This window comes from Enterobacter cloacae complex sp. 394I7 (assembly GCF_057320345.1).
The window spans coordinates 1,856,675-1,872,481 of record NZ_JBXWCR010000001.1 but is presented as its reverse complement, the minus strand read 5'-3'; the positions used below and the strand labels follow the sequence as shown (position 1 = coordinate 1,872,481).

At 55.5% G+C, this 15,807-nt stretch carries 18 protein-coding genes and 1 pseudogene; 2 read left to right on the top strand and 17 right to left on the bottom strand.

The genetic code is table 11. The features are described 5' to 3' along the window. Nucleotides 1-163: 163 nt before the first annotated feature. The 13 genes and pseudogenes from fliR to fliF all read right to left on the bottom strand — a co-directional run bounded on the left by fliR (nucleotide 164) and on the right by fliF (nucleotide 10,802). Nucleotides 164-965: pseudogene (fliR, locus tag AC2FAP_RS09155) on the bottom strand (flagellar biosynthetic protein FliR). A gap of 7 nt (nucleotides 966-972) precedes the next feature. Next, on the bottom strand, nucleotides 973-1,242 hold the full coding sequence (gene fliQ, locus AC2FAP_RS09150; RefSeq protein WP_008500315.1) for a flagellar biosynthesis protein FliQ: 270 nt from the start codon (nucleotides 1,240-1,242) through the stop codon (nucleotides 973-975). 9 nt (nucleotides 1,243-1,251) lie between these two features. Further along, nucleotides 1,252-1,989, bottom strand: a complete 738-nt coding sequence (gene fliP, locus AC2FAP_RS09145; protein WP_008500316.1) for a flagellar type III secretion system pore protein FliP — start codon at nucleotides 1,987-1,989, stop codon at nucleotides 1,252-1,254. Then, nucleotides 1,989-2,363 (bottom strand): flagellar biosynthetic protein FliO, encoded by a 375-nt coding sequence (gene fliO, locus AC2FAP_RS09140; RefSeq protein WP_025203802.1) that lies wholly within the window; start codon nucleotides 2,361-2,363, stop codon nucleotides 1,989-1,991. The genes fliP and fliO overlap by 1 nt, the downstream gene beginning before the upstream one ends. 2 nt (nucleotides 2,364-2,365) lie before the next feature. Continuing rightward, a complete protein-coding gene (gene fliN / locus AC2FAP_RS09135) occupies nucleotides 2,366-2,779 on the bottom strand; it encodes a flagellar motor switch protein FliN (RefSeq protein WP_014170738.1) in 414 nt (137 codons plus the stop codon). Beyond that, complete coding sequence (gene fliM, locus AC2FAP_RS09130; protein WP_014170737.1) at nucleotides 2,776-3,780, bottom strand: flagellar motor switch protein FliM; 1,005 nt, start codon at nucleotides 3,778-3,780, stop codon at nucleotides 2,776-2,778. The genes fliN and fliM overlap by 4 nt, the downstream gene beginning before the upstream one ends. Nucleotides 3,781-3,784: 4 nt before the next feature. Next, a complete protein-coding gene (gene fliL, locus AC2FAP_RS09125) occupies nucleotides 3,785-4,255 on the bottom strand; it encodes a flagellar basal body-associated protein FliL (protein WP_020883336.1) in 471 nt (156 codons plus the stop codon). A gap of 106 nt (nucleotides 4,256-4,361) precedes the next feature. Next, a complete protein-coding gene (gene fliK, locus AC2FAP_RS09120) occupies nucleotides 4,362-5,600 on the bottom strand; it encodes a flagellar hook length control protein FliK (protein ID WP_032680682.1) in 1,239 nt (412 codons plus the stop codon). After that, entirely contained in the window at nucleotides 5,597-6,040 is a 444-nt protein-coding gene (gene fliJ / locus AC2FAP_RS09115; RefSeq protein WP_014170734.1) for a flagellar export protein FliJ, read from the bottom strand. The genes fliK and fliJ overlap by 4 nt, the downstream gene beginning before the upstream one ends. A gap of 21 nt (nucleotides 6,041-6,061) precedes the next feature. After that, a complete protein-coding gene (gene fliI / locus AC2FAP_RS09110) occupies nucleotides 6,062-7,432 on the bottom strand; it encodes a flagellar protein export ATPase FliI (protein ID WP_032678467.1) in 1,371 nt (456 codons plus the stop codon). Beyond that, nucleotides 7,432-8,139, bottom strand: coding sequence for a flagellar assembly protein FliH (gene fliH, locus AC2FAP_RS09105; RefSeq protein ID WP_079231917.1), 708 nt, complete (start codon nucleotides 8,137-8,139; stop codon nucleotides 7,432-7,434). The genes fliI and fliH overlap by 1 nt, the downstream gene beginning before the upstream one ends. Next, nucleotides 8,132-9,130, bottom strand: coding sequence for a flagellar motor switch protein FliG (fliG, locus tag AC2FAP_RS09100; protein WP_014170730.1), 999 nt, complete (start codon nucleotides 9,128-9,130; stop codon nucleotides 8,132-8,134). Before fliG ends, fliH begins: the two co-directional genes overlap by 8 nt. Then, complete coding sequence (gene fliF, locus AC2FAP_RS09095) at nucleotides 9,123-10,802, bottom strand: flagellar basal-body MS-ring/collar protein FliF (RefSeq protein ID WP_014170729.1); 1,680 nt, start codon at nucleotides 10,800-10,802, stop codon at nucleotides 9,123-9,125. The genes fliG and fliF overlap by 8 nt, the downstream gene beginning before the upstream one ends. Nucleotides 10,803-11,030: 228 nt before the next feature. Here fliF and fliE point away from each other — a divergent pair, with 228 nt between their 5' ends. Together fliE and yedD are read left to right on the top strand one after the other, a co-directional pair. Beyond that, a complete protein-coding gene (gene fliE / locus AC2FAP_RS09090) occupies nucleotides 11,031-11,342 on the top strand; it encodes a flagellar hook-basal body complex protein FliE (protein ID WP_014170728.1) in 312 nt (103 codons plus the stop codon). A 74-nt stretch (nucleotides 11,343-11,416) separates the two neighbouring features. Continuing rightward, nucleotides 11,417-11,830 carry a lipoprotein YedD gene (gene yedD / locus AC2FAP_RS09085; protein ID WP_020883340.1) on the top strand — a complete coding sequence of 138 codons (414 nt, stop codon included), beginning with the start codon at nucleotides 11,417-11,419 and terminating at the stop codon, nucleotides 11,828-11,830. A gap of 64 nt (nucleotides 11,831-11,894) precedes the next feature. Here the strand turns inward: yedD and amyA are convergent, their stop codons facing one another. The 4 genes from amyA to fliD all read right to left on the bottom strand — a co-directional run bounded on the left by amyA (nucleotide 11,895) and on the right by fliD (nucleotide 15,651). Next, a complete protein-coding gene (gene amyA, locus AC2FAP_RS09080) occupies nucleotides 11,895-13,382 on the bottom strand; it encodes an alpha-amylase (protein ID WP_020883341.1) in 1,488 nt (495 codons plus the stop codon). A 64-nt stretch (nucleotides 13,383-13,446) separates the two neighbouring features. Then, nucleotides 13,447-13,809, bottom strand: a complete 363-nt coding sequence (fliT, locus tag AC2FAP_RS09075) for a flagella biosynthesis regulatory protein FliT (RefSeq protein WP_014170725.1) — start codon at nucleotides 13,807-13,809, stop codon at nucleotides 13,447-13,449. A 5-nt stretch (nucleotides 13,810-13,814) separates the two neighbouring features. Then, nucleotides 13,815-14,219 carry a flagellar export chaperone FliS gene (fliS, locus tag AC2FAP_RS09070; RefSeq protein ID WP_014170724.1) on the bottom strand — a complete coding sequence of 135 codons (405 nt, stop codon included), beginning with the start codon at nucleotides 14,217-14,219 and terminating at the stop codon, nucleotides 13,815-13,817. 13 nt (nucleotides 14,220-14,232) lie between these two features. Then, on the bottom strand, nucleotides 14,233-15,651 hold the full coding sequence (gene fliD, locus AC2FAP_RS09065; RefSeq protein ID WP_044856850.1) for a flagellar filament capping protein FliD: 1,419 nt from the start codon (nucleotides 15,649-15,651) through the stop codon (nucleotides 14,233-14,235). Nucleotides 15,652-15,807 lie beyond the last annotated feature (156 nt).

The following is a 15,807-nucleotide window of genomic DNA, read 5'->3' as shown; positions in this document are numbered from 1 at the left end:
GACTCACTATCCCGTAAAGTTACGTATAATTTGCCAGGAATCTTCTTAAAGTAAAGTAAATATTAAGTATTGTGAGGTGGTTAGAAACAATTAAACCGCGTCAGATATATCCTGGAAGATGTTTTTCACATTTTATTTTAGGAATATCCTCAGAAAGACAATATCAACTGTGAGGGCTATTATTTACGCGGTAGCTCACTGACAATATCTGCTAACAGATTGAATATCTCGCCGAATAAGTGCTCACAGAAGGGGGCGATAAGGGGCATCAGTAATGACATTAATAAAATACCGACCGTCAGCGTCAGCGGAAAACCAATGACGAACACCGAGAGCTGCGGTGCCATTCGGTTGAGTAAGCCTAAGGCGAGGTTCACGGTCAGCAGCAGGGTGATGATCGGCAGCGCCAGCATCAGGCCGTTCAGGAAAACAAGCCCGGCCGCACGCGTAAGCGCCAGAAACGCGTTGCTGTTCACCGGGTTTTCCCCAATCGGCAGCGTATGGAAAGTATCCACCAGCATGGAGATGAGCCACAGATGGCCGTTAAACGACAGGAACAGCAACATGGCGAGCAGATCGATAATGCGCGCCAGCACCGGCATGTTGAGGTGGCTACCGGGATCCACAAACGTGGCGAATGATAAACCCATTTGCAGGCCAATCAGTTCGCCGGCGGTCCGCACGGCCGCGAAGGCAAGCTGCATGGTAAAGCCTACGGCCACGCCAATCATCACCTGTTGCAGTGCAACCCACACCGCTTTCGCCGAGAAGATCGGAATATCCACGGGCGGGAGAGAAGGGGCGACGATAATGGTGATGATGATGCCCAGCCCCACTTTGACGCGCTTGGGTATCGTTTTCTCACTGAGAATGGGGGCCGTTGTAATCAGCGCCAGGATACGCAGCATCGGCCAGAAATAGACGCCAAGCCATTGAACCCACTGGTCACTGGTGAAGTGCAGCATCGTCGGGTCAGCCGATGATGTACGGCAGATTGGTAAACAGGTTGCGCATATAGTCCAGCAACAGGTTCAGCATCCACGGCCCGGCAACGATAATCGCCACGAACACGGCGATGATTTTTGGGATAAATGACAGCGTCATTTCGTTAATCTGCGTGGCGGCCTGCAGGATACTGATAATCAGACCGGTCACCAGCGCGACAAGCAGTAACGGCGCGGCAACGGCTATCGCGATTTTCATCGCTTCCGTGCCCATCATCATGACCGATTCTGGCGTCATTACGGCTCCTTAACTGTAGAAACTCTGCGCCAGCGAACTGACCAGCAGTTGCCAGCCATCGACCAGGACAAAGAGCATGATCTTAAAGGGTAGGGCAATGGTGGCCGGGGGCACCATCATCATCCCGAGCGCCATCAGAACGCTGGCGATCACCAGATCGATAATCAGGAACGGAATAAAGATGGTAAAGCCAATCTGAAAGGCCGTTTTCAGCTCACTGGTGACATACGCAGGCAGCAGAATACGCATCGGAACGGCTTCCGGTCCCTGAAGCTCGCCGGTATTGGACAGGCGGGCGAAGAGTGCCAGGTCCGCCTCCCGGGTCTGGCGGAGCATGAACTCCCGCAGCGGCTGAGCCCCTTTATCGAGCGCCTCCTGCATGGAGATTTTATCTTCGCTAAACGGCTGGTATGCGTCGGTATAAATCTTGTCGATAACCGGCGACATAATGAAAAAGGTTAAAAACAGCGCCAGACCCAGCAGTACCTGGTTAGGCGGCGCGGACGGGGTGCCCAGCGCATTGCGCAACAGACCAAAGACGATGATGATTCGGGTGAAGCTGGTCATCATCAGCAGGATCGCCGGAATAAACGTCAGCGAGGTGATGAAAACCAGCGTCTGCACCGGCAGCGACCAGCTTTGCCCGCCGCCTGCAAGAGGGGTTGAGACCAGACCGGGCAGTTGTGCATAAACCGCAGGGGCAAACAGGCCGACGCCCGCAAGCGTAAGGGATAACAAACGGCGCATCAGGATCTCCCGGAACGCTTAAGCAAACTCTTCATGACGGACTGAAAATCCGCAGGGACTTCTGCGCGCTCGTCACCCGTTGCCGGGGCTGGCGGCAGTTTATGCAAGACGTTGATGCTGGAGGCAGTCACGCCCAGCACCAGCCGTGCATCTTCCACATCGACAACGACCACGCGCTCGCGTGGCCCCAGTGTCGTGCTGGCGCTGACCTTCAGACCGCGGGTACCGGCGGTTTTACCCGCCAGGCCGAAGCGCTTCGCCAGCCATGCGGCGATAAGAATAAAGGCAATAATACCGAGCAACGCGCCACTCACCTGGAGCAGCGGAGAGCCGGGAACGGCAGAGGGCTGTGATATTGTTGCCTGGGTTTTCATGCTTAACGGCTCAGACGACGCATACGTTCAGATGGCGTAATAATGTCGGTGATGCGCACGCCGTATTTATCGGCAACCACCACGACTTCACCCTGGGCAATGAGATAACCGTTGATCAGAATATCCAGCGGTTCGCCGGCGAGACCGTCAAGGGCCACCACGGAACCCTGCGTCAGACGCAGCAGCTCTTTAATGGTCATGCGGGTGCGGCCCAGTTCCACGGTCAGCTTAACCGGGATATCCATAATCAGATCAATATCCTGCAGCGTACCGCTGACATCGCCGCCGCCGAGCTGCTGGAACACAGCATCCGCTGCACTTTTGGCCGGAGTCGTTTTTTGCTCGTTTAACGCGTCAGCCCACAGATCGTCCAGTGCTCCGCTGTTTTCATCGGACGGATTGTTCATGTCACTCATTTGGGCTGTTCCTCATTCAGCGAATTCAATATCGGGTTGATCAAGTGCTCAACGCGTAACGCATACTGACCGTTAATTGTGCCGTACTGACTTGTCAGCACGGGGACACCATCCACATGGGCAATAATGCGGTCGGGTTTTTCTATCGGCAAAACATCGCCGGGTTGTAATTTCAGGATCTGGGATAAGCGCAGCGGGATATCCGCGAAGCTCGCCACCAGCTCAAGCTGAGAATGCTGAACCTGACGCACCAGGTTTTCACGCCAGTTCTGATCTTCGTTGCGTGAGTTCTCAAGCGGCGGGTTGACCAGCAGTTCACGCAGCGGTTCGATCATGCTGAACGGCAGGCAGATGTTGAACTCACCGGTCAGGTTACCGATCTCCACATGGAACGGGGTATTCACGACGATATCGTTCGGGGAGGTGGTGATATTGGTAAATTTCACCTGCATCTCAGAACGTACGTACTCCACTTCCAGCGGGTTAATCGCTTTCCACGCGTCGCTGTAAGATTCCAGCGCCAGCTTCAGCATGCGGTTGATGACGCGCTGCTCGGTGTGGGTAAATTCACGCCCTTCCACTTTGGTCGGGAAACGCCCGTCGCCACCAAACAGGTTATCCACCGCAATGAACACCAGGCTTGGCGAAAACACCACCAGACCTGTGCCGCGCAGCGGTTTCAGGTGGATCAGGTTAAGGTTCGTTGGCACCGGCAGGTTGCGGGCAAACTCATGATACGGCTGAATACGGATCGCACCGACCGTGATATCCGGGCTACGACGCAGCAGGTTAAACAGCCCCATACGGAACTGACGTGCAAAGCGTTCGTTAATGATCTCCAGCGCCTGCAGACGTTCACGTACTACGCGGCGCTGGGTATTGGGATCATAAGGACGAATATCGCTATCGCCGCCAATACCCGGTTGCGGATCATCGTTCTTATCGCTGTCGCCGTTAAGAAGCGCGTCGATTTCTGCCTGAGAAAGAATACTGTCGCCCATGTCGTTACCGCAGTATGAAGGCTGTATACAGAACGTCAGTGACTTCCTGCTTGGGTTGACCGTTTACCAGCGGGGTCGCCAGCGTCTGTTTAATGGCGTCGACCAGCTTTTGCTTACCGTCATCGGTAGCAAGCGTTGAGGCGTCCTGACGAGAGAACAGCAGCAGCAGACGGCTACGCACTTCAGGAAGATAATCATTCAGGCGCGCACGCGTGGCTTCATCTTTCAGGCGTAACGTAATACCCACATACAGCACACGATCCGCATCACCCAGATTCACGGTGAAGGTATCCAGTGGGAAGAATACCGGTGCCGGCGGAGGAGGCGGTTCGGCTTTGGCCGCAGCGGTAGAAGGTTCCTGCTGCATACGCCAGTAACTATAGCCCGCGGTAGCGCAGGCGGCGAGCGTGATTAACACCAGCAGCGGGATCCAGATGGAACGCTTGCTTTTTTTGGTGATCGCGGAGTCAGTCATCTGATACGAGCTTCCTGTTTCGGTACAGCTTAATAAGGTGATTATCCCGTGTCCTGCTGTCGTCAAAGCGTGGAAAAGACGGGGATAATCACGCTACCTCTGGCGTTTAGGCAAAGATGTCTACGGCACTGTTGCCACGCGCCGCGGATTGCAGGGCGGCAGGGGCAGGCAGTAACTCATCGCTCTCCTCATTAAAACCGCCGGTATTACCGGAACGTGAAGCCTGTTGCTGCTGTTGAGAGGAGGACTGCTGCTGTCCGGCAAAGCTCTCGCTGCTGACACTGCTTTGCGCGAGCTGAATGCCACTCTCAGCAAGCGACGTGCGCAGGACCGGCAGTGCAGCTTCCAGGGCAGCACGCACGTGGCTGTGCGCCGACACCATTTGCAGCTGTGCCTGGTTATCATCCAGTTTCAGGGTAATCTGGACCTGGCCCAGATCTTCCGGGTGCAGACGCAACTCTGCGGTCTGCTGGCCCTGTTTCGTGAACAACGTAATGTGCTGACTCAGGGATTGCTGCCACTCCTGGGTTCCCAGCGGCTGGCTCAATACCGGTGCCGTGGCAACGGTTGCGGCAGCGTGGCTTGTGACGTTGCTGGAAATGACGGGCGCAAGCGTTGCGGTCGGGGCTGTTGAAGAGGATGAACTGGCGAGATCCTGCTTCTCAGCGGCGGCGGCCACGATCGGGGTCGCCGGTGCGTTGACCGGTTGAGACGGATCCGCGTTTTGCGCCTGCGCCTGATAAGTCGACGCTTGTTGCACTTTTTCATGGCCCGACAGCAGGGTGCTCATGGACTGTTGACCTACACCATTTTGCGAAAGCGCGGCAGCGTTCAGCGTTGATTTCGCCGTCACGCCATTGCCTGTCGCGCCAGAGGCCACCGGCGTTGCCGCCTGCTGGTGGGGCAGCATCGCCATCAGCGCGCTCAACCCTGCCAGCTCTTCTTCGCTCAGCTCGCTTTTGCTGTCATCCTGCGTTTTCACCGCGCTCAGGGTCTTCAGGGCATCACCTTTTGAAACCGGCACCAGCCCGGAAACGAGGGTTTCCAGCGGGGTGGCTGCTGTCGGTTCATCGCCTGTCAGGGCTGGCTGACGCGAGAGCAGGTTGGCTATTTTGTCCTGCAGGGTGTTCTCTCCCCCGGCTTCCTGAGCAACTTTTGACAGCTTACTGCCGGCTGCTTTCAGGTCAGCCAGCGTCAGCGGCGCATCGTTGCCCTGGCCTGTTGCGTCAGTCAGGGCGCCTGCCAGCAGAGAAAGAAAGTCTTGTGCACCGTCGGTGCCTTTCCCTGTTTGCATGCCGCCCGACAGGTCGCTGTCGGTCATCAGCAGTTGTTGCAATGTGATCATTCCGGTTTCCTCATTGATGCGCGCTGGGCAAACTCATCCATTTTCTTCTGATCCAGACGGTTTTCCGCCAGGGTCGTTGCCGCGATCTGTCGGTCCTGTAAGGTCTGCCAGGCCTGCAGTCGCTGCTTTTTCTCGCGCCAGAAATTTAGCGCGGTGTCGACTTTCTGGGTCCACTGGTTAAGCTGCTGGCGATGCTGTTCAATCGCCTTTTCCAGTGTCTGAATAAACTGCTGATAGTTAATCCAGCGCTGGCTTCCAATGCCCTGTGTCATATCGGTATTGAGGTTGGTGCGATATTCATGCTGATAGTCGATTAACATCTTCAACTGCTCTTCAGCCTGCTGGCACCCGCGTCGCATTGCGCCGAGCTGCAATGCGGCATCATCAACTTCTTTCTCAGCCAGATCTTTCAGCGTTGATAACGCGCTGTTTTGCGCCATGACCTTCGCCCTCCACCTGTGTTACACCTGCGGGAAAATCAGCTCCAGTGCCTGGAGTGAGTCTTCCCAGTCGGCGCGTTCAAAAATACCTTGTTGCAGAAACGCCTCCAGCTGCGGCCACAGGCTAATCGCTTTGTCGAGCATCGGGTCGCTGCCTTTGGCATACGCCCCCACGCTCACCAGATCGCGGTTGCGCTGGAAGCTGGAGAGGAGTTGTTTGAAGTTACGCACGCGGGCGTAGTGCTTCTCTGTAATCAATGCCGTCATTGCACGGCTGATTGATGCTTCGATATCAATTGCCGGGTAGTGACCGGCTTCGGCCAGACGGCGCGATAACACAATATGACCGTCGAGGATCGCTCGCGCGGAGTCGGCAATAGGGTCCTGCTGGTCATCGCCTTCGGTCAGAACCGTATAAAAAGCGGTGATTGAGCCGCCGCCGCTGATGCCGTTTCCTGCACGTTCGACCAGCGCCGGGAGCTTGGCAAAGACCGAAGGCGGATAACCTTTGGTCGCCGGAGGTTCTCCGATGGCGAGAGCGATTTCACGCTGCGCCATCGCATAGCGGGTCAGGGAGTCCATAATCAGCAGCACGTGCTGGCCGCGGTCACGGAAATCTTCCGCGATACGGGTGGCATACGCAGCACCCTGCATACGCAGTAACGGTGAGACATCCGCCGGTGCGGCGATGACCACCGAGCGGGCACGGCCTTCTGCACCGAGAATGTTTTCAATAAAGTCTTTTACTTCGCGACCACGTTCACCGATCAGACCCACGACGATGACATCGGCCTGGGTGTAGCGTGCCATCATGCCAAGCAGGACGGATTTACCCACCCCTGAGCCGGCAAACAGGCCCATACGCTGCCCGCGGCCTACGGTCAGCAGGGCGTTAATCGGGCGCACGCCGGTGTCGAGGACATGTTCGATGGCGGTACGCTGAAGGGGGTTAAACGGCTGGGTGATCAGCGCGCCGGTTTCGGTGGTGTCCGGTGAGGGCAGGCCGTCCAGCGGTTTACCGCTTCCGTCCAGAACGCGGCCAAGCAGGGCAGGGCCAAGCGGGAGCTGTTTCCCGCTTTGCAGTCCATCGCCGCTGATGTTTTTCGCATACACGCGCGCACCGGGCAGAATGCCTTCAACTTCTTCAAGGGGCATCAGGAACAGGCGCTGGCCGTTAAAGCCGACGACTTCGCTCTCAACTTCACGCGTCTCTTGTCCATCCTGACGCTCAATCACGCAGGTGGCTCCCAGCGGAAGCTGCAGGCCAGTGGCTTCCAGCACCAGGCCGGTGGCCCGCGTGAGTCGTCCGTAACGGCGAACGGACGGCAGCTGCGTCATCTTCGCTTCAAAATTATCGAGCGTGTTGAGCCAGCGGGTGAGGCGTGCAGTCATCAGACGACTCCCGGTGCTGCCAGGCGGCACAGTTCCTGCCAGCGGGTCGCAACGCTGGCATCCAGGTCACCTTCATCGGCAGAGACCTTGCAGCCTCCGTGATGCAACGACGGGTCGCCGCGCAGACGCCAGCCGTGCAGGCTCAGCGTCGCGCCCAGACTCTCTTCCACGCGCTGGAGGTCGTCCGGATGAACGCGCAGCTGCGGTTTCCCACTGAACAGCGGCTCCTGCTGAAGCAGACCCTGAATTTGTTTAATCAGCGCGGTGTTGTCCACCGCCGGCGCGTGGCCGATCACCTGACGGGCGGCTTCCAGCGCCATCTGCATCAGCCTTGAGGCAATGACGCTGTCCAGCGCATCCAGCGTGTGCTGAAACTCGCTGACCAACTGCTGCATACGGGCGTGAAGCGGAGCCTGTTGCTGGCGCGCCTGTTCAATGCCGTGTTCTAACCCTTTGGCCAGACCTTCCTGATACCCCTGATCGTGGCCTTTCTGACGTCCTTCGTTCAGGCCAGCCGTGTAGCCCTGCTCATGGGCCTGCATCTGCAACTGGGCCAGCATCTGCGCGCGCTGCTCTTCTTCGCTCAGCTCAGGCTGCTCGACATCCGGGTAGCCCTCTTCGGGCGACAGCACGGCGGGTGTGAACTCTGACAGGGGAGGCGCCAGATCGTCGGGCGTCCAGCGCTTCCACGGCAGTTCATTAGACATAGGTGTCGTCTCCGCTGCCAATCACCATCTCGCCGGTTTCCGCCAGACGACGAACGATAAGCAGGATGGCTTTCTGTTCGTTTTCCACCTGAGACAGACGGACCGGGCCACGGTTGGCAAGGTCGTCGCGCAGGATATCTGCCGCACGCTGAGACATGTTGCGCAGGAACTTCTCGCGCAGCGGCTGCTCGGCACCTTTGAGGGCGATAAGCAGCGACTCGGAGTCCACTTCCTGGAGGAGGCGCTGGATGCTGCGATCGTCCACTTCGACCAGGTTTTCGAACAGGAACATCTCGTCGATAATTTTCTGTGCCAGCTCGCCGTCGAATTCGCGAACGGCGGTAATGACCGCTTCTTCCTGCTGCGTTTTCATCAGGTTGATGATCTCTGCCGCCGTTCTCACGCCGCCCATTTTGCTGCGCTTGAGGTTCTGGCCATCGAGCAGGTTGTTCAGCACTTCGGTCAGCTCCGCCAGCGCGGCTGGCTGGACACCACCGAAGGTCGCGATACGCAGCATCACATCGTGACGCAGGCGCTCTTCGAACAACGCCAGAATATCGGCCGCCTGGCCACGTTTGAGGTGGACAAGAATGGTGGCGATAATCTGCGGGTGCTCGTCGCGGATAAGGTCGGCGGCACTCTGCGGCTCCATAAAGTTGAGCGTCTCGATACCGCTGGCGGTATCGCGCGTTTCCAGAATGTCTTCCAGCAGGCTGGCAGCACGCTCTTCGCCCAGCGCCTTGACCAGCACGGAGCGCAGATAGTCGTTGGCGTTGACGTTGAGCGCGGCAAACTGTTCGGCTTCCTGCTCAAATTCAGACAGCACTTCCGTCAGCTGTTTGTTAGAGATCTGGCGTACGTTTGCCATTGCCGCACTGAGAATCTGTACTTCGCGTTGCGAGAGGTGTTTGAACACCTCGGCCGCACGGTCTTCGCCAATGGTCATCAGCAGGATGACGCTTTTATCGGTGCCTGAAAGCGTGTTACTCATGTTCGTTACCCATCCACTGGCGGATGACCAGCGCCACGACGCGCGGATCGTTATCTGACATTTCGCGAATGCGCTGGCTCATGACCTCGGCGCCCATACGCTGGTTAGCACGGCGTTGCTGCATCTGTTCGTCTTTGCTGAGGCGAACTTCAACCGCATCTTCCACTTCCTGACGGGTACTGACCTGTTCGCGCGCCGCTTTTTCAGCTTCAGCACGACGCTGGAGCTGAGGACGAATGCCCTTACGCCACAGCAGCCACGCGACAATCAGAACCAGCAGCCAGCGACCTGCGGACAGCAGCTGATCGATAAACGCCTGCTGTTGCCAGAACGGCAGTTCGCCACCTGACTCTTCAACCGAGTTGAACGGTGAGTTCACCACGTTGAGCGTGTCGCCGCGCTTCTCGGAGTAACCCATCGCTTCACGGGTCAGGTCTTCAATCTGTTTCATCTGCTCGGCGGTCAACGGCAACGGCTTGCCATCCGCCAGCGTCTTGTAGTTCACCACCACCGCAACCGACAGACGCTGTACATCGCCCACGTTCAGTTTGGTGTGGCGGATAGTACGGTCCACTTCGTAGTTGGTGGTTTCGTTACGACTGCTGGTACGCGGACCGGCGGTGCTGGCTGTTGATGTGGTCTGCTGATTCGTTTGCTGACCGTTCTGCTGATTAGCCGGTGGCGTTGAGATTGGCGCCGCGTTAGCCGGTGCTGGCTGGTTAGACAGTGCGCCCGGCACACCGCCTGGGTATGCGCCGCCAACCTGTTCGTTTTCATTGACCTGACGAGAGCGCATTACCGCCTGAGCCGGGTTGCCATTCGGGCTGTATTGCTCTTCGGTCTGTTCTTTATTAGAGAAGTCAATCTGCGCGGTAACCTGCGCATGCACGTTGCTGTTACCCACGACCGGGCCAAGGATGGCTTCGATGCGACGCTGCACGCGACCTTCCACATCCGCGGCATATTTCAGCTGCGCGTCATTCAGATCGCGGCCTGCGGTATTGGACTGGGTCAGCAGATGACCACTTTGATCAACCAGCGTCACGTTACCCGGCGGGAGACCGGCAACGGCGCTGGAGACCAGATGGGTCACCGCGCTGATTTGTCCTTCATCCATTGCACGGCCAGGCTGGAGGTTAACGGTGACTGAGGCCGACGGGGATTTCTGCTCGCGGACAAACAGGGAGGGCTTAGGCATGGCCAGGTGCACACGGGCACTCTTCACCGGACCCAATGTTTCAATCGTACGGGCCAGCTCACCTTCCAGCGCACGCTGGTAGTTCACCTGCTCGCTGAACTGGCTGATACCGAATTTTTCCTGATCCAGCAGTTCAAAACCTACCGCACCGCCCTTTGGCAGTCCCTGTTGCGCCAGGCGCAGACGAAGTTCGTGCACCTTATCAGCCGGTACCTCCAGCGCACCGCCGTTATCCGCAAAGCGATAAGGGATGTTCATCTGGGTAAGCTGGGTGACGATGGCACCGCCATCCTGATCGGAAAGGTTACTGTAAAGCGTGCGGTAATCAGGGCTTTTCGCCCACAAGACCATCGCTACAAGGATCGCAATTGCGGCAGCGCCTGCCACGATCAACGGGATTTTAGGATTCGCGCGAAGGCGGTTCATCCACTCGAGTGATTTATTTTGTGGCGCTGTCGATGCTGTTGCACTCATTGCGCACCTCTTAAATCCTGGTGGTTTACGTTATTCGTGTAGAGAAACAAAACTGACTCCCGGGTCGGCAAACACGACAAAAGTTCCATATTGATGGCCCTGCCATTATTTGATGATTCAGGATTTTCTATGCGTCAAATAACCTGGTTTTTTCACGCTATTTACCGCCATTATCTTATTGACAAGCTGTTAGTCTTGACCCCGTAAAAAACCATTCAGGGGAGAGTCATGGCTATACAGGGTATTGAAGGGGTGATCAGTCAGTTGCAGGCAACGGCGATGACGGCCCGTAATCAGAATGTGGCAGAACAACCGAGCATCAGTTTTGCAGGACAACTGCACGCCGCGCTTGACCGTATCAGCGATACCCAGACCGCCGCACGTACTCAGGCGGAGAAGTTCACCCTCGGCGAGCCGGGCGTGGCACTGAATGATGTGATGACCGATTTGCAAAAAGCCTCGGTTTCCCTGCAGATGGGGATTCAGGTGCGTAACAAGCTTGTGTCTGCTTATCAGGAAGTGATGGGGATGCAGGTTTAAGCCCCGTCGATCTTCGCTGGCAGCCCAAGCGCTTTAATGCCACAATATTTTTTTCTTCGAATGCAGGAAAGATGATGAAAAAAATAGCAATTGCTGGCGCGCTGCTGGCACTGACTGGGTGCGTTCAGGTGGATAACTATCAGGAAGTGATCAAACACCCCGTCCCGGCGCATCTGGCAGGGTACTGGCAGTCAAAAGGGCCGCAGAGCAAAATGGTGAGCCCAGAGGCGATTGCCACGCTGGTGGTGACGGAGGAGGGCGATACGCTGGACTGCCGTCAGTGGCAGCGCGTGATCGCCGTACCGGGTAAAATCATGCTGCGTTCAGACAGTTATTATAACGTCACCCGCAAGCTGGATATTTATCCGCTGGAGCGCGATGGCTCTGTTCTTGAGTATGATGGTATGGAGCTACAGAAGGTCGATCGTCCGACGGTAGAGTGCGCAGATTATCTGAGCAAAAATCCGCTGGAGAGTAAACTTCCGTAGTGCATGTTGCCGGGTGGCAGCTTCGCCTGACCCGGCATTCAATTCGCGTCAGATGCTTTTACAACTACAACGCATCCTCAATCACCCACACGCTGACGCTTCCACCTTTGCAGGTAAAGGTGCCTTCGCCATCCGCTGCGGTAGTGACCGTTTCTTCGCGATTGCCGAGAAAATCACGCCACGTTTTGTTGCCGTAGTTTTCACCCAGACAAATCACTTTCTCGCCGTCATCGCCATTCGACATCACCACCACACAGCCAGGATCGTCTTCGGTGCCGCTGCGGCTGAAGGCGATACAGTTTGGGTGATCGAAGAACAGCGTCTGCACGCCGTGGGCAAAACGCTGGCGGGCGAGGATCAGCTCGTGAAGCTGCTCGATGACCGGCATATCAATATGGTAGGTTTCGCCGTCACCGCCCGTATCGTCATAGCTGGCACCGAATAAATCCGGATAAAAGACGCTGGGCACTCCGTTTTCACGCAGCAGGATCAGGGCATAGGCCAGCGGTTTAAACCACGCTTCAACCGGCGCTTCCAGTGCCTGCAAAGGCTGAGTGTCATGGTTGGCAACCAGAGTTACCGCATGGAACGGATCGGCTTCGACCAGGGTGCCGGTAAAGATTTGGCTCATGTCGTATTCCCGACCCTGGCGCGATGCTTCGTGGAATTTCATCTGCAGGGGGGCATCGAACAGCATCGTCTTGCCATCGACCTGGTCAATATAGGCCTGCAGTTTATCCACTTCGTGGGACCAGTATTCCGCCACGATAAACAACGGTTGCGTTGCGACTTCCTGAACGTGCTCAATCCACTCCTTATAAAACCAGGCGGGAATGTGTTTGACGGCGTCCAGACGAAAACCGTCACAGCCAGTTTGTTCCATGACCCAGCGGGCCCAGTACTTGATTTCCTCGGTGACGGCATGGTTGCGAAAATCAATGTTTTCGCCCATCAGGTAATCAAAATTACCCATCTCATCATCAACCTGGTCGTTCCAGCCTTCACCGGTGTAGTCGTTGACGATTTTAAAAATGCCGTCTTCATCGGGGTTTTCAATATGGTCGACGCCGCTGAAGCATTTGTAATCCCAGATAAACTGCGAATATTGCCCGGCACGGGCAGGGAAGGTGTAGCGTGTCCAGGCTTCACACTCAATGATCTCATCGTCGATCTGCGTGCGATCCTGTTCGTTGACGCGCTGAACGCGGACGGGTTCTTTCTCGTCTGCGCCCATTTTGTGGTTAACCACCACGTCAAGGAGGACGGCGATCTCATTACTTTTGAGTGCGTCGATGGCCTCCAGCAGCTGAGCTTTGTCACCGTACTTGGTGGCGACGCTGCCTTTCTGGTCAAACTCACCGAGGTCGAAGAGATCGTAAGTGTCGTATCCGACCGAGTACCCGCCGGATGCGCCTTTACAGGCTGGCGGCAACCAGATCATATTGATGCCGATTTCGTTAAGATTGGGGGCTAACGCCGTGACCTCTCGCCACAATTCACCGCCCGCAGGGTAATACCAGTGAAAACATTGTAACAGGGTGGGGTTTTTCATCGTCCGTGCTCCAGAAGCCGTTTGGCAGACTTCTGGAGTATGGATCAAGAATCGCTAATGTGAATTAATGATTCATCTCTCCGGGAAATAATATGTTGCCTGACAACTTCCCGTAGGTAACGTTAACGTTTTTTTGCTTGTTGGTTTGGGCAATAAGACCGCTCAACTCACTCATTCTTTCCTGCAACAAATCCTTGAGGAGGAGTTCATTCTGCAGCACCTGATTCAGTATCACCATCGCCTGATCCTGGATGTGTTTGCTGTCGGGTGGAAAAGGAGTCGTGCTGATCTCTTCAACCAGCGAAACGTATGCAACCTCCTGTTCGATGAGCTCATCCCATTTCCCGGATTGAGCAAGGCTCAGCATTGTATTGCTAAGCGCATAAAGAGCATGCCACTTTTTAAGGGATAAGCTGGAGTCGTTCATTAAAGTTAATCCTGCTTGGGAGTATAACCCGGGCCGATTTGCTTCCAGGCGTCGGAAATATTGAGCAGCAGAGCCTCGACTTCGGTAATAGCTTCGATGTCATTGCGTAGATTGGCATGTAACAAACGGCGTACCATATAGTCGTAAAGCGCAGAAAGGTTGCGGGGGAGTTCTCCTCCCACATCCATATTTAACCCAGCCTTAAGGCCATTTTCGATAATATTAATGGCCTTAGACAGGGCCTCTCCTTTTGCCGGGATGTCCCCCTGCTCAAGGAAAAGGCGCGCCCGGATAAGCGCGCTATGGATACCGTCGAACAACATGACAACCAACTGGTGCGGGCTGGCACTCAAGACAGCAGATTCAAGACCTACCTGCTGATAGGCTTGTACACCAGATTTGCTATACATATCGTTTCCTTTCTTACTTACTGCTGAACTGTTGGGTCAAATAAGTGGCCGTGCCATTGAATTTTGTGACCAGCTTATCTAAATCGTTAAATTGCTTTTTATAGCGCGCCATCGTGGCTTCAATCGTCAACTCCATCGCGTCATAACGTTTACCGATGGATTTGAGCGTGGCGTTAATGCCGTCCTTCGCATTCTGAATGACGCCTTCTTTACCTACAGAGGTGCTCAGCATGTCAGTCAGCGTATTGTTCATCTGGGTGGCGAAACCGGTGGTTTTACCATCCCCGACAAAATAGGCCTGCACGCCAGCCGGGTCATCCGTGAGGATCTTGGTTAATTTCTTATCATCAATTTTCAGGTTGCCAACCGCGCCGTCCGCGCCTTTGACCGGGTCCTGTGTGATGCCAAGTTGGGCCATAATGGCATAGGAACCGCTCTGCACATTGGTCAATAAAGCACGCAGATCGGATTGTACTCCGCGGATAGTACTGTCACCCATCAGTACGCCGTTATTCGAAGACTGGGCGGTTGCACCCACCGCAGGTGGCTCATATTTCGTCAATGAGGCAATGGTGGACTGCAGAGAGTTATAGGCAGTTACCCATTCTGTAATGGCTTTTTTGTTATCGTCTGTAGAGCGGGTTACGGTCAGGGTTTCATCGGCCGTGCTCTGTGCTTTCAGGGTTAATGTTACCCCTGGAATGGCGTCAGTGATGGTATTGGTCTGGCGGACAATCTGGATACCGTTGACGTTAACGACGGCATTTTGTGATTTCACCTGTTCGGTAAGTGCGCCACTGCCAATGATGCCTTTCAGCGTATCGTCGCCGGTCACTGTTACCGTCATATCAGAATCGGTACCGGTGGTTTTGGAGGTCAGCATCAGACGATAGTCGCCATCATCCGCTTTCACCACACTTGCCGAGACACCGCCGTTGGCAGCGTTAATGGCTTTAGCGATCCCGTTCAGGGAGGTATCGCCATCGGCCAGGGTTACCGTCAGTGGTTTACTGTCAGCGCCTGCCTGGGTAATGGTAATGGTTCGGCTGTTGGTGCCCGTGGTGCCACCTAACTGCTTAGTATTGCTGTCGATAGTGCCTGGCGTGGTCGTCAGCACCTGGCCTTTAGCAATCTTGCTGACGTTGACTGTCACATCACCAACGTTAGCGCCGGAGGTGCTGATAGCCGAAAATGCAGTATTGGTGCTGCTAATGGAGGTTGAGTTCCACGTATCTGTTTTTGCGAGCTTAGCAGCTGCGGTTTGCAGATTCGTCAGGGCGCTTTGTAATTTGCCGTAACCGGTAATCTGCGCGTCGTAGGTGGTTTTTTGCTTGGCAATAGCCGTCAATTTTGTTTCTTCTGCTGCCTGCAGCTTATCGTACAGATCTGACAGGCCGGGCATGCCCACCCCGAGATTACTGATAGTCGCCATGTAGTGTTCCTTCTTAATGGATGTTTCAGTCGTTTATCGGCCCGTTCGACGAAAAGTTTACGGCAAGCTTAAAAAATATATCGCTGAATAAGCGACCTAAATGACGCGTTTTAAATCAACAGGGTGCATGACGAAGAAATATACCGAAGAGAATAA

Excerpts from the sequence above, each read along its gene's own strand:
- fliM (WP_014170737.1), bottom strand. The coding sequence starts at position 3,780 with ATGGGCGACAGTATTCTTTCTCAGGCAGAAATCGACGCGCTTCTTAAC.
- fliK (WP_032680682.1), bottom strand. The coding sequence starts at position 5,600 with ATGATCACATTGCAACAACTGCTGATGACCGACAGCGACCTGTCGGGC.
- fliN (WP_014170738.1), bottom strand. The coding sequence starts at position 2,779 with ATGAGTGACATGAACAATCCGTCCGATGAAAACAGCGGAGCACTGGAC.
- yedD (WP_020883340.1), top strand. The coding sequence starts at position 11,417 with ATGAAAAAAATAGCAATTGCTGGCGCGCTGCTGGCACTGACTGGGTGC.
- fliE (WP_014170728.1), top strand. The coding sequence starts at position 11,031 with ATGGCTATACAGGGTATTGAAGGGGTGATCAGTCAGTTGCAGGCAACG.
- amyA (WP_020883341.1), bottom strand. The coding sequence starts at position 13,382 with ATGAAAAACCCCACCCTGTTACAATGTTTTCACTGGTATTACCCTGCG.
- fliS (WP_014170724.1), bottom strand. The coding sequence starts at position 14,219 with ATGTATAGCAAATCTGGTGTACAAGCCTATCAGCAGGTAGGTCTTGAA.
- fliO (WP_025203802.1), bottom strand. The coding sequence starts at position 2,363 with ATGAAAACCCAGGCAACAATATCACAGCCCTCTGCCGTTCCCGGCTCT.
- fliJ (WP_014170734.1), bottom strand. The coding sequence starts at position 6,040 with ATGGCGCAAAACAGCGCGTTATCAACGCTGAAAGATCTGGCTGAGAAA.
- fliP (WP_008500316.1), bottom strand. The coding sequence starts at position 1,989 with ATGCGCCGTTTGTTATCCCTTACGCTTGCGGGCGTCGGCCTGTTTGCC.
- fliH (WP_079231917.1), bottom strand. The coding sequence starts at position 8,139 with ATGTCTAATGAACTGCCGTGGAAGCGCTGGACGCCCGACGATCTGGCG.
- fliQ (WP_008500315.1), bottom strand. The coding sequence starts at position 1,242 with ATGACGCCAGAATCGGTCATGATGATGGGCACGGAAGCGATGAAAATC.
- fliI (WP_032678467.1), bottom strand. The coding sequence starts at position 7,432 with ATGACTGCACGCCTCACCCGCTGGCTCAACACGCTCGATAATTTTGAA.
- fliT (WP_014170725.1), bottom strand. The coding sequence starts at position 13,809 with ATGAACGACTCCAGCTTATCCCTTAAAAAGTGGCATGCTCTTTATGCG.
- fliG (WP_014170730.1), bottom strand. The coding sequence starts at position 9,130 with ATGAGTAACACGCTTTCAGGCACCGATAAAAGCGTCATCCTGCTGATG.
- fliL (WP_020883336.1), bottom strand. The coding sequence starts at position 4,255 with ATGACTGACTCCGCGATCACCAAAAAAAGCAAGCGTTCCATCTGGATC.
- fliD (WP_044856850.1), bottom strand. The coding sequence starts at position 15,651 with ATGGCGACTATCAGTAATCTCGGGGTGGGCATGCCCGGCCTGTCAGAT.
- fliF (WP_014170729.1), bottom strand. The coding sequence starts at position 10,802 with ATGAGTGCAACAGCATCGACAGCGCCACAAAATAAATCACTCGAGTGG.